Here is a 10665-nt window from a genome sequence, read left to right on the forward strand (position 1 = left end):
CGCTATCCTTAAAAATCGGGTGATGGCAGGGCGGCATGGCGGGGTTTTATGCCCGGCCAATGCCGTGATAGGCAAATCCCGCGTCGCGCAGGGCCTGCGGGTCGAATACATTGCGCAGGTCCACCACGACGCTGCCGCGCATCAACTGGCGCAGCATAACCGGGGCCAGGGCGCGGAATTCATTCCATTCGGTCACCAATACCAGCGCGTCGGCGCCGGCCAGGGCGTCGTTCACGCCGGTTGCGAAGATAACGCCACCGGGCAGCAGCGGCCTTGCGCCAGCCATCGCCTCGGGGTCGAACGCCACGACCTGCGCGCCGGCGGCCGCCAGCCCCTGGATGAGCGGCAGCGAGGGTGCCTCGCGCATGTCATCGGTCTCGGGCTTGAAGGCCAGGCCCAGCACGGCGATGCGCAGGCCCTGCACGCTCCCGCCGCAGGCCGCCACCACGCGCCCCGCCATCGCCTCCTTGCGCGCATCGTTCACCGCCACGACCGCCTCGATCAACCGGCTCGGCGCGCCCGCCTCTTCGGCGATGCGCATCAGCGCCAGCGTGTCCTTGGGGAAGCAGGAGCCGCCGAACCCCGGCCCGGCATGCAGGAACTTGCGGCCGATGCGGCCATCCAGCCCGATGCCGCGCGCCACGTCGTTCACATCCGCGCCCAGTTTCTCGCACAGATCGGCCATTTCGTTGATGAAGGTGATCTTCATCGCCAGGAACCCGTTGGCTGCGTATTTGGTCAGCTCGGCGCTCTCCAGCCCGGTGAAGACGATCGGCGCCTCGCGCAGATAAAGCGGGCGGTAGAGCCGTTGCAACACCTCGCGGGCGCGCTCGCTCTCGGCGCCCACCACCACGCGGTCCGGCCGCATGAAATCGGTGATCGCGCTGCCCTCGCGCAGAAACTCCGGGTTGGCCGCGACCTCGATCGCCAGATCGGGCCGCAGCTTTTGCGCCAGCTCCGCGATTTTGCGCCCGGTGCCCACCGGCACGGTGGATTTGGTGACGATCACCGCCGGATGGTCCAACGCGCGCAGCACCTGCTCCACCGCGGCGAAGACATAGGTAAGGTCGGCATGGCCATCGCCACGGCGGGTGGGGGTGCCGACCGCGATGAACACGGCCTCGGCCTGGGCGATGCCCTCCTCCAGCGTGGCGGGGAAGCTCAGGCGCCCGGCGGCGGTGTTTTCGGCCACCAGCCGGTCCAGCCCCGGCTCGTAGATGGGGATTTTTCCCTCCAGCAGCATGGCGCGCTTGGCGGCATCAGCCTCCACCACCGCGACCGAGACGCCGAACTCGGCGAAACAGGCGCCCGAGACCAGGCCAACATAGCCGCCACCGATGATCGCAATCCTCATATCCATACCCCCAATTCGCCTGAATGCGGTTCTGGCTTGGCCGTGTGCCGCAGGCAAGCCCCCGCCACCAGGGGTTGTCATCAATTCGCGGCATCTTCAAATTTGCGCGGCTTTCAGCCATGGTCGGTTACATATGAATCCCGCCATCTCCCTCGGCCTGCTCGCCCTGCCCCGGCATATCGCCCTCATGGCCGGGCTGGCCATTTTCTCGGCCATTATCGTGCGCGGGATGATCATGCTCGGCGTGCCCGACCGCCCGGACGCCCGCAAGGCGCACAGCCGGACCACGCCGAAATCAGGCGGGGTTGGCATTGTCGCCGCCTTCATGCTCGGCGTGCTGCTGCTGCACCGCTATGGGCAGGTCTCGCGCATCGCGGAGGGGTATTTCCTGGGCGTGATCGGCGCCGCGTTTCTGATGGCGGGGATCTCCTTTCTCGATGATCTGCTCGATCTCTCATTTGTGATCAAACTGGCCACCCAGCTCGCCGCGGCGGTGGCCGCCGTGGCCGCCGGGCTTTGGATGCCCACGCTGGCGCTGCCCTATTACGGGGTGCTCAACCTCGGCTGGGCGGGCATGCCGCTCACCGTGTTTTTTTTGCTGTTTGTCACCAATGCGATGAACTTCATCGACGGGCTGAACGGGCTGGCCGCCGGGGTGACGCTGTTCGCCTGCCTGTTCCTGGCCGGAATCGCCGGGATATATGGCGGTTTTTTTGTCTATACCGCCTCGCTGCTGCTGGCGGGCGGGGTGTTGGGGTTTCTGCCGTTCAACTTTCCACAGGGGCGGATTTTCATGGGCGATGTCGGCAGCCAGTTCTGCGGCTTCATGCTGGCGCTGTTCGGCATCGCCGCCACGCGCTTCGAGGGCGCGCCGCTCTCCTTCCTGCTGGTGCCGCTGCTGCTCTCGGGCGTTTTGTACGATGTCGGCTTCACGCTGATCCGCCGGCTGCTGGCGGGGGAGAACATCGCCCGCGCGCATAACGGGCATCTCTACCAAGTGGTGCGCCGCGCGGGGATGGACGCGCGGGTGGTGGCCCTGCTGCACTGGGGGTTCACCTTGCTCGGCGGGGTGTGCGCGCTGGTGTTCCTCAACCTGCCCCCGGCCTGGAAGCCGCCGTTTCTGCTGCTGCCGCTGGCGGTGCAGATCGGCTGGACGTTTTATGTGCGCCGCCGCGCCAGGACGGCTAATATCGGGGTCTGGTGAAGCGTTTCAGAACCCGAAGATGGAGACCAGCAGCGGCAGCGCCAGCGAGGTGATGATGCCGTTCAGCCCGATCGCCAGCCCGCCGAAGGCGCCCGCCGTCTCGTTGAGGGTGAGCATGCGCGCGGTGGCCAGCCCGTGCGCGACGGTGCCCGCCGCCAGCCCGCGCGCGCGCCAGTCCGCCACGCGGGTGAAGCGGAACATGCCCGAACAAACCAATGTGCCGAACATCGCCGTGACCATGACGAACACCGCCGTGAGCGAGGGGATGCCGCCGAGGTTTTGTGAAATTCCCATGGCGATGGGGGTTGTCACCGATTTGGGGCCAAGGGAGATCACCACGTCGCGCGGGGCGCCCAGCGCATGGGCGATGACCATGGCCGAGCCGGCGGCCACGAAGGAACCGGCGCTGAGCGAGACGAAAATAGCGAGGAAATTCGCCCGGATCGCCGGCCAGTTGGCAAACATCGGGACGGCCAGGGCAACGGTGGCCGGGCCAAGCAGGAAGTGGATATACACCGCGCCCGCGAAATAGGTCTGGTAGCTGGTATGGGTGAGCAGCAGCAGCGCCGCCATGATGACGATGGAGAGCACCGTCGGGTTGCTCAGGGCCGAGCGGCCGGCCTTGCGGTCGATGAAGCTGGCGGCCTCCCAGACGCAGAGCGTGGCGGTGAGGCCGAGCAGCGGCTGGGTCTGCAGATAGACCCAGACATGAAAAAGCGGCAGCGGCAGGAGATTATGCATCGGCCGCTGCCGCGCGGTTGACGAACCACTGCATCAGCATGCCCGTAACCACCAGCCCGAGCAGCGTGGACACGGGAATCGCGATGGCGATGGCCAGGGCGTTCTGGCGCAGCACCGGCAGTTCGTTCACCACGCCCACGCCGGCGGGCACGAAGAGCAGGCCGAGATATTTCAGCAACCCTTGCGAGACATCGCGCAGATGCGCCGAGGGGCCGCCGGTTTTGAGCAGATAGGCCAGCAGCATCACCAGCCCGAGCACCGGGCCTGGCACCGGCAGGTAGGTTGCCGTCGCGATCACGGTGCCCGCCAGCTGGCAGAGCAGTAATATGAGCAATCCCCGAATCAGCATCGTGCCCTCCCCCGCCGCCCTGTTTCCCGGTCCGCAATGGCACGCGGGATGCGCCATACTGGCCTATCAAATATTTACCCGGGCCTCGCAACCGGCGCCCCGGCACAGCTGGCATGCCCCCGCACCAACCCCGCCGCGCCTTTTGGCAAGGCTGCCCTTGCATCCGGGGCCGCTGGCGCGTAAAGGCGGCGCTTCAATTCAATGCCGCCGGTCGGGATCGGTGGTGCAATATCCAGGAGCGCACACGGTGAAAGCCAATATTCATCCGGACTATCACGAGATCAACATCATCATGACCGATGGTACGGAATTCAAGACCATGTCCTGCATGGGCAAGGCCGGCGACACGCTGCGCCTGGATATCGATCCGAAGTCTCACCCGGCGTGGACCGGCGTGCAGCGCGTGATGGACACCGGCGGCCAGGTCGCCAAGTTCAACAAGCGCTTCGCCAGCATCGGCACCCGCAAAGGCTAACCGGCCGCAACCGGACCTTAAAAAACCCACGCCCTTTGCCGTGGGTTTTTTTATGCCCAAAGCCCGAGAGGAATATCATGTCCACCGCCGCAACAAGCCAACTGGTCGAAACCTATTATCAAACCTTCAATGCGGGTGATCGGGAGGCGTTTCTGGCGCTGCTTACCGAGGATGTCATCCACGGCATCAACCAGGGGGAGGAGCAGCGCGGGCGCGGCCTGTTCCGCGTGTTTCTGGCCCGCATGGACCATTGCTACCGTGAGGAGATCCGCGATGTGGTGGTGATGGTCAACCATGACGGCAGCCGGGCGGCGGCGGAATTCATGGTGCATGGCACTTATTTGAATACCGATGAGGGGCTGCCCGAGGCGCGGGGGCAGCGCTACATTCTGCCCGCTGGTGCGTTTTTCACCATCCGGGACGGCAAGATTGCCCGCATCTGCAACTATTACAACCTGCCGGACTGGACCCGCCAGGTTAGCGGCGGCGTGTAGTTTAAGGGGCGGCCTGCGCCATATCACTGTTAAGGGGCGGCCTGGCGCCATATCACTGTTAAGGGGCGGCCTGCGCCGCCAGGGTGGCACGATAGGTCTCGATGTTGCGCAGTTGCGTCTTGAAATTATCAGCGAACACATGGCCGCCAGTGCCGGTGGCGACGAAATACAGCGCCTGCGTTGAGGCTGGGTGCAGCACGGCCTGGATGGCGGCCAGCCCCGGCGCGCAGATCGGCCCCGGGGGCAGGCCTGGATGGGCGTAAGTGTTGTAGGGTGACGGGTTGGCGAGGTCGGCGCGGCTGATCGGCATGCCACCCGAGGTTTGCCCGCCGCTCGCGGCGTAGATGACGGTGGGGTCGGCCTGGAGCTTCATGCCCATGGCCAGCCGGTTTTCATAAACGGCGGCGACTTTCGGCAGTTCGGCGGCCACCGGGGTTTCCGCCTGCACGATGGAGGCGAGGGTGAGGGCCTGTTGTGGCGATTGCAGCGGCAGTGCCGGGTCGCGCTGGGCCCAGGCTGCGTCCAGGCTGCGCTGCATCGCTTTTTGCGCCCGCGCCAGGATGGCCTCGCGTTTGGTGCCCAGAGTGAAGTCGTAGGTTTGCGGCAGCACCGAGCCTTCGGGCGGGGTGGCGACGCTGCCGCTGGCAGGGCTGGCGGCGTTGAGGATTTTGGCGATTTCCGCGCCTGTCAGCCCCTCGGGGATGGTGACCTGGTGCTGCACCGGGGCGCCTTGGCGTAGGATGCGCAGAATATCGGCGAGGCTGGAGCGCGCGGGAATGAGAAATTCACCAGCATGCAGTGGACCATCCGCCCGGGTGAGGAACACCGCGATGCGGAAGATAAGCGGATTGCCGATGGCGCCAGCGCGCGCGAGCACGGCGCCGGTGGCGGCAATGCCGCCCGGCGGGATCACCAGATCGGTGCTGGCCTGCAGCGGGCCGGGGCCGTTGAAGCTTTGCTCCACCGCCATGCGCTCAAGGCGGAGCAGGACCAGCAAGGTGACCAGAAAAATGATGATCCGCCCCCGCAGGCGCGGCAATTTTGTGCTCATGCCAGGCCGGCCGGGGGGTTAGCGCGCAACCGCTGCCTCAGGGCGCCCTTTTGAACAGGATCGAGGCGTTGGTGCCGCCAAAGCCGAAGCTGTTGGAGAGGGCGACGTTGACCTTGCGCTCCTGCGCCTTCAGGGCCACGCGATCGATCACGCTGGCGCGGCTTGGCTCATGCAGGTTGAGCGTGGGCGGCACAATGCCATCGCGGATGGCGAGGATGCTGAAGATAGCCTCGATCGCCCCGGCGGCGCCGAGCAGGTGGCCGGTGGCGGATTTGGTCGAGGACATGGCGAGGCCCTTGGCGGCATCGCCGAACATGTTCTCCACCGCCTCAAGCTCCAGATCGTCGCCCATGGGGGTCGAGGTGCCGTGCGCGTTGACGTATTGCACATCCGCGGGGGAGAGGCCGCCGTTTTTGAACGCCGCCTTCATCGCGCGGAAGGCGCCGTCATGATGTTCGGCCGGGGCGGTGATGTGGTGCGCGTCGCCGGACATGCCGTAGCCGCCGATTTCGGCGTAGATTTTGGCGCCGCGCTTTTTGGCGTGCTCGTATTCCTCAAGCACCACCACGCCGGAGCCTTCGCCCATGACGAAGCCGTCACGGTCTTTGTCCCAGGCGCGGGAGGCTTCGGCCGGGCGGTCGTTAAAGCCGGTGGAAAGCGCGCGGGCTGCGCAGAACCCGGCAATGCCGAGCGGGTTGACCGCAGCCTCGGCGCCGCCGGCGACCATGACATCGGCATCGCCGAAGCCAATGAGCCGCGCCGCGTCGCCAATGGCATGCACGCCGGTGGCGCAGGCCGTGACGGCGGAGTGGTTGGGGCCTTTCAGCCCGTATTTGATGGAGACCTGCCCCGAGACCAGATTGATGAGGGCGGCAGGGATGAAGAACGGCGAGAGCCGCTTGGCGCGCCCCTCATGCACGGTGATCGAGGCGTCATAAATGGTCTGCAGGCCGCCGATTCCCGAGCCGATCATCACGCCGCTGACGTATTTCTCTTCCTCGGTCTGCGGAATCCAGCCGGAGTCCTCGATGGCCATGCTCGCCGCGGCGATGCCGAGATGGATAAAGCGATCCATCTTCTTCAGCTCTTTGACGGCAATCCACTCGGAGAGGTCGAGACCGCCATCGGCGGCTTTGCCGGCCGGGACCTGACCGGCGATTTTCGCCGTCAGCTCCGTGGTGTCGAATGACTCAATGGCGGTGATCCCGGAGTCTCCGTTGATCAGCCTCTTCCAGACATGCTCAACACCAACCCCAAGCGGGCTGGCGATTCCCATCCCTGTTACGACAACACGGCGCATGCGAACTCCTCGAACGGGTATCGTTCAGTCAGCCTGATTATTCGGCTTTCTGCTTCTCGATGTATTCGATCGCGTCTTTGACCGTGGTGATCTTTTCGGCGGCATCTTCGGGGATTTCAACGCCGAAAGCTTCCTCGAACGCCATCACCAGTTCCACGGTGTCCAGCGAGTCAGCACCCAGGTCGTCGATGAAAGAGGCTTCCGTGGTGACCTTGCCCTCGTCAACGCCGAGATGCTCGACAACAATTTTCTTAACCTTGTCGGCGATTTCGCTCATAAAATTCACTTTCCTAGAACTGATGTGGTGGAGACCCTTGGTGCCGGGGGCACCGCAGGAGACAATTTGGTTAATCTTCAGACGCCGCGCGCTTAGCACGGTTTATTGTGCCGCGCCAAGCAGGCGCTAGAGCATCGCCATTCCGCCGTTGATGTGCAGGGTGGCTCCGGTGACCCATCCGGCCTCCTCGGCGGCCAGATAGACCACGGCGGCGGCGATGTCAGCCGGGGAGCCCAGGCGGCCGAGCGGGATTTTGGTGGCGAGGTCGGCGCGCTGCGAGTCGCTCAGCACATCGGTCATCGGGGTGGCGATGAAGCCCGGGGCGACGAGGTTGACGGTGATGCCGCGCGAGGCAACTTCCTGCGCCAGCGCCTTGGTCATGCCGATGAGCCCGGCCTTGGCGGCGGCATAGTTGGCCTGGCCGGGGTTGCCGGTGGAGCCGACCACGGAGCCGATGTTGATGATCCGCCCGGCCTTGCGGCGCAGCATGAACTTGAGCGCCGCGCGGATCAGGCGGAAGGGAGCGGCCAGATCAACGTTGAGCACCTTGTCCCAGTCGGCGTCGGACATGCGCATGGCCAGACCGTCCTTGGTCAGGCCGGCGTTGTTGACCAGGATGTCGACTTTGCCCATCGCGGCCTCAGCGGCGTTGATCAGCTCAAGCGCGGCCTCGGGCTGCGAGAGGTCGGCGGGGATGACATGCACCCGCTCCGAAAATTCAGCCGCCAGCGCATCCAGCGCCTCGCGCCGCGTGCCCGAGAGGGCGACGGTGGCGCCTTGTTTGTGCAGGGCGCGGGCGATTTGCGCGCCGATGCCGCCGGAGGCGCCGGTGACCAGCGCGGTTTTTCCTGTCAGGTCAAACATTCAGAGAACTTTCAGCAGGGCTTCAATATCAGCCGGGGAACCGGCGGAGGCGGTGGCGGCGTCTGGCGCGATGCGCCTGACCAGCCCAGCGAGCACCTTGCCGGTGCCAAGCTCGATGAAGCTGTCAACGCCCAGGGCGGCCATTGTCTGCACGCTCTCGCGCCAGCGCACGGTGGCGGTCACCTGTTGCACCAGAAGATCGCGGATCAGGTTGGGGTCGGTGGCCTTGGCGGCGCTGACATTGGCGACCAGCGGGAGCAGCGGCGCGCGCGGCGGGGTGTTGGCGAAGGCCTCGGCCATGGCGTCGGCCGCCGGGGCCATCAACGCGCAATGGAAAGGTGCCGAGACAGGCAGCAGCATGGCGCGCTTCACGCCCTTGGTTTTGGCGATTTCGATGGCACGCTCGACCGCGCCCTTGTGGCCGGAGATGACCACCTGGCCGCCGCCGTTGTCATTGGCGCAGGCGACGATTTCGCGCCCGTTCGGGCCCATTTCGGCCTCGGCGCAGATTTCACGCGCCACTTCAAGCTCAACACCGAGCAGGGCGGCCATGGCCCCCTGCCCCGCCGGGACGGCGCGCTGCATGGCCTGGCCGCGCAGCTTCAGCAGGCGGGCGGTGTCGGCGATGGAGAACGACTCCACGGCGGCGAGGGCGCTGTATTCGCCCAGGCTGTGGCCGGCGACCAGCGCCACTTTTTCCTTGAGCACCAACCCGCCCTCGGCCTGGAGCACCCGCAGCACGGCGAGGGAGACGGCCATCAGCGCGGGCTGCGCGTTCTCGGTGAGGGTCAGCTCCTCGATCGGGCCCTCGAACATCAGCTTCGAGAGCTTCTGCTTCAAAACTTCGTCGACTTCCTCGAAAACCGCGCGCGCGGGGGCGAAAGCCGCTGCCAGGTCGCGGCCCATGCCGACGGTCTGGCTCCCTTGTCCGGGGAATATAAAGGCGTGAACCGCCATGTCCTGGGTCTCCTACTAACTGCGGCGCACCTAGCATGAGCCGCCGGTTCGTCAAAATTTTCGATAGGTCCGGTTACAAAAGACCAAGCCCGGCCAGCGCGCGGCGCATGTCCTCGGGCATTTCATCGGCCTGAGCGCCCGAAGCCGCGAGGTCGGGCGGGGCCTCGGCGGGTTCCAGGTAGCGCCAGCCCTGAAATGCCTTTTTGGCAAAGCCCGCGACCTGCACCGGCACAGGGGCAAGCAGGAGCACGGCGCAGCGCGAACCGTCTTCGCGCGTGGCCGATTCGACGCCGAGGATTTTTTGGCGGGCCTGCACGATGCCGCCGATCACCCAATAGAGGGAGCCGCCGTCACAAAGTTCATCGGCGCGTTTGGGGAGGTTGCGGGTTTGGTAGCGCAACGGCTGGCCGGCGGTGGCGCGGCTGGCCTGGAGGGCGGCGAGGTGCGCGAAATCACGCACCCCGACGGCCAGTTTGATGAGGTGGATCATCGCGCGCGGAACTCGCGGAGAGGCCGCGCGCGATGCATGGCCATTAGTTCTTGGCTTTGTCCACCAGGGCGTTCTTGGAGATCCACGGCATCATGGCGCGCAGCTTGCCGCCGACTTCCTCGATCGGGTGGGCGGCGGTGGCGCGGCGCATGGCCTTGAAGTTGGTCTGGCTGACCTTGTTCTCCAGCATCCAGTCGCGGGTGAAGCGGCCCATCTGGATGTCTTCCAGCACCTTCTTCATCTCCTTCTTGGTCTCGGCCGTGATGATGCGCGGGCCGGTGACGTATTCGCCATATTCAGCGGTGTTGGAGATGGAGTAGTTCATGTTGGCGATGCCGCCCTCGAAGATGAGGTCGACGATCAGCTTCACCTCATGCAGGCACTCGAAATAGGCCATCTCCGGCGCGTAGCCGGCTTCAACCAGGGTTTCGAAACCGGCCTTAATGAGCTCCACCACGCCGCCGCACAGCACGGCCTGCTCGCCGAACAGATCGGTCTCGCATTCTTCCTTGAAGGTGGTCTCGATGATGCCGGCGCGGCCGCCGCCATTGGCCGAGGCGTAGGAAAGGGCGATGTCCAGCGCGTTGCCGGTGGCGTTCTGCGCCACGGCGACCAGGCTCGGCACGCCGCCGCCGCGCTGATATTCGCTGCGCACGGTGTGGCCGGGGCCTTTGGGCGCGATCATGAACACGTCAATGTCGGCGCGCGGCTCGATGAGGTTGAAATGGATGTTCAGGCCATGCGCGAAGGCCAGCGCGGTGCCGGGGCGCATGTTGGGGGCGAGGTGTTCGCGGTAGAGGTCGCCCTGGCCTTCATCGGGGGTCAGCACCATCACCACATCGGCCCATTTGGCGGCGGCGGAGGGGTCCATGACCTTCAGGCCCGCGCCCTCGGCCTTGGCGATGGCGGTGGAGCCGGGGCGCAGGGCCACGGCGAGCTCTTTCACGCCGCTGTCCTTGAGGTTCAGCGCATGGGCGTGGCCCTGGCTGCCGTAGCCGACGATGGCGACTTTCTTGCCCTTGATGAGGTTAACGTCGGCATCCTGGTCATAATAAACGCGCATGATACTGGTATCCCTGTTTTGCTTCTCAAACTGGCGCGTCACCTAT

At 65.5% G+C, this 10665-nt stretch carries 13 protein-coding genes; 3 read left to right on the forward strand and 10 right to left on the reverse strand.

The genetic code is table 11. The features are described 5' to 3' along the window. Window positions 1-46 precede the first annotated feature (46 nt). Window positions 47-1354 carry a UDP-glucose dehydrogenase family protein gene (locus QQJ84_RS15860; protein WP_284259467.1) on the reverse strand — a complete coding sequence of 436 codons (1308 nt, stop codon included), beginning with the start codon at window positions 1352-1354 and terminating at the stop codon, window positions 47-49. Window positions 1355-1487: 133 nt separating this feature from the next. Between QQJ84_RS15860 and QQJ84_RS15865 the strand changes: the two genes are divergently transcribed. Continuing rightward, on the forward strand, window positions 1488-2558 hold the full coding sequence (locus QQJ84_RS15865; RefSeq protein WP_284259287.1) for a glycosyltransferase family 4 protein: 1071 nt from the start codon (window positions 1488-1490) through the stop codon (window positions 2556-2558). 6 nt (window positions 2559-2564) lie between these two features. Here the strand turns inward: QQJ84_RS15865 and QQJ84_RS15870 are convergent, their stop codons facing one another. Continuing rightward, the gene (locus QQJ84_RS15870) at window positions 2565-3299 is read right to left on the reverse strand and encodes an LrgB family protein (protein WP_284259288.1); all 735 of its coding nucleotides are present in this window, start codon (window positions 3297-3299) and stop codon (window positions 2565-2567) included. Beyond that, the gene (locus tag QQJ84_RS15875; RefSeq protein ID WP_284259289.1) at window positions 3292-3648 is read right to left on the reverse strand and encodes a CidA/LrgA family protein; all 357 of its coding nucleotides are present in this window, start codon (window positions 3646-3648) and stop codon (window positions 3292-3294) included. Before QQJ84_RS15875 ends, QQJ84_RS15870 begins: the two co-directional genes overlap by 8 nt. A 247-nt stretch (window positions 3649-3895) precedes the next feature. On the opposite strand from QQJ84_RS15875, the gene rpmE reads away from it, so the two are divergent. Further along, complete coding sequence (gene rpmE, locus QQJ84_RS15880) at window positions 3896-4123, forward strand: 50S ribosomal protein L31 (protein WP_284259290.1); 228 nt, start codon at window positions 3896-3898, stop codon at window positions 4121-4123. A 77-nt stretch (window positions 4124-4200) separates the two neighbouring features. Then, window positions 4201-4617: a ketosteroid isomerase-related protein gene (locus QQJ84_RS15885; RefSeq protein ID WP_284259291.1), complete on the forward strand. Its 417-nt coding sequence runs from the start codon at window positions 4201-4203 to the stop codon at window positions 4615-4617. Between the two features lie 58 nt (window positions 4618-4675). Here QQJ84_RS15885 and mltG read toward each other — a convergent pair whose 3' ends face one another. The 7 genes from mltG to ilvC all read right to left on the reverse strand — a co-directional run bounded on the left by mltG (window position 4676) and on the right by ilvC (window position 10661). Further along, window positions 4676-5668 (reverse strand): endolytic transglycosylase MltG, encoded by a 993-nt coding sequence (gene mltG / locus QQJ84_RS15890; protein WP_284259292.1) that lies wholly within the window; start codon window positions 5666-5668, stop codon window positions 4676-4678. A 37-nt stretch (window positions 5669-5705) separates the two neighbouring features. Next, window positions 5706-6968, reverse strand: coding sequence for a beta-ketoacyl-ACP synthase II (fabF, locus tag QQJ84_RS15895; RefSeq protein ID WP_284259293.1), 1263 nt, complete (start codon window positions 6966-6968; stop codon window positions 5706-5708). Between the two features lie 37 nt (window positions 6969-7005). Continuing rightward, the gene (locus QQJ84_RS15900) at window positions 7006-7245 is read right to left on the reverse strand and encodes an acyl carrier protein (RefSeq protein ID WP_284259294.1); all 240 of its coding nucleotides are present in this window, start codon (window positions 7243-7245) and stop codon (window positions 7006-7008) included. A gap of 126 nt (window positions 7246-7371) precedes the next feature. Next, window positions 7372-8109, reverse strand: a complete 738-nt coding sequence (gene fabG / locus QQJ84_RS15905; protein ID WP_284259295.1) for a 3-oxoacyl-[acyl-carrier-protein] reductase — start codon at window positions 8107-8109, stop codon at window positions 7372-7374. Continuing rightward, entirely contained in the window at window positions 8110-9066 is a 957-nt protein-coding gene (gene fabD, locus QQJ84_RS15910) for an ACP S-malonyltransferase (RefSeq protein ID WP_284259296.1), read from the reverse strand. It lies immediately after the preceding gene. Window positions 9067-9139: 73 nt separating this feature from the next. Continuing rightward, a complete protein-coding gene (locus QQJ84_RS15915; RefSeq protein ID WP_284259297.1) occupies window positions 9140-9556 on the reverse strand; it encodes a DUF1489 family protein in 417 nt (138 codons plus the stop codon). 43 nt (window positions 9557-9599) lie between these two features. Next, complete coding sequence (ilvC, locus tag QQJ84_RS15920) at window positions 9600-10661, reverse strand: ketol-acid reductoisomerase (RefSeq protein WP_348522686.1); 1062 nt, start codon at window positions 10659-10661, stop codon at window positions 9600-9602. Window positions 10662-10665 lie beyond the last annotated feature (4 nt).

Origin of the sequence: Acidocella aquatica, from assembly GCF_030160635.1 — a bacterium.
Lineage (GTDB): Bacteria > Pseudomonadota > Alphaproteobacteria > Acetobacterales > Acetobacteraceae > Acidocella > Acidocella aquatica.

What these genes read in the sequence shown, in the direction of transcription:
- QQJ84_RS15865 (WP_284259287.1), top strand. Translation starts at nt 1,488, where the DNA reads ATGAATCCCGCCATCTCCCTCGGCCTGCTCGCCCTGCCCCGGCATATC.
- fabF (WP_284259293.1), bottom strand. Translation starts at nt 6,968, where the DNA reads ATGCGCCGTGTTGTCGTAACAGGGATGGGAATCGCCAGCCCGCTTGGG.
- mltG (WP_284259292.1), bottom strand. Translation starts at nt 5,668, where the DNA reads ATGAGCACAAAATTGCCGCGCCTGCGGGGGCGGATCATCATTTTTCTG.
- QQJ84_RS15900 (WP_284259294.1), bottom strand. Translation starts at nt 7,245, where the DNA reads ATGAGCGAAATCGCCGACAAGGTTAAGAAAATTGTTGTCGAGCATCTC.
- QQJ84_RS15915 (WP_284259297.1), bottom strand. Translation starts at nt 9,556, where the DNA reads ATGATCCACCTCATCAAACTGGCCGTCGGGGTGCGTGATTTCGCGCAC.
- QQJ84_RS15875 (WP_284259289.1), bottom strand. Translation starts at nt 3,648, where the DNA reads ATGCTGATTCGGGGATTGCTCATATTACTGCTCTGCCAGCTGGCGGGC.
- QQJ84_RS15870 (WP_284259288.1), bottom strand. Translation starts at nt 3,299, where the DNA reads ATGCATAATCTCCTGCCGCTGCCGCTTTTTCATGTCTGGGTCTATCTG.
- QQJ84_RS15860 (WP_284259467.1), bottom strand. Translation starts at nt 1,354, where the DNA reads ATGAGGATTGCGATCATCGGTGGCGGCTATGTTGGCCTGGTCTCGGGC.
- fabD (WP_284259296.1), bottom strand. Translation starts at nt 9,066, where the DNA reads ATGGCGGTTCACGCCTTTATATTCCCCGGACAAGGGAGCCAGACCGTC.
- fabG (WP_284259295.1), bottom strand. Translation starts at nt 8,109, where the DNA reads ATGTTTGACCTGACAGGAAAAACCGCGCTGGTCACCGGCGCCTCCGGC.
- QQJ84_RS15885 (WP_284259291.1), top strand. Translation starts at nt 4,201, where the DNA reads ATGTCCACCGCCGCAACAAGCCAACTGGTCGAAACCTATTATCAAACC.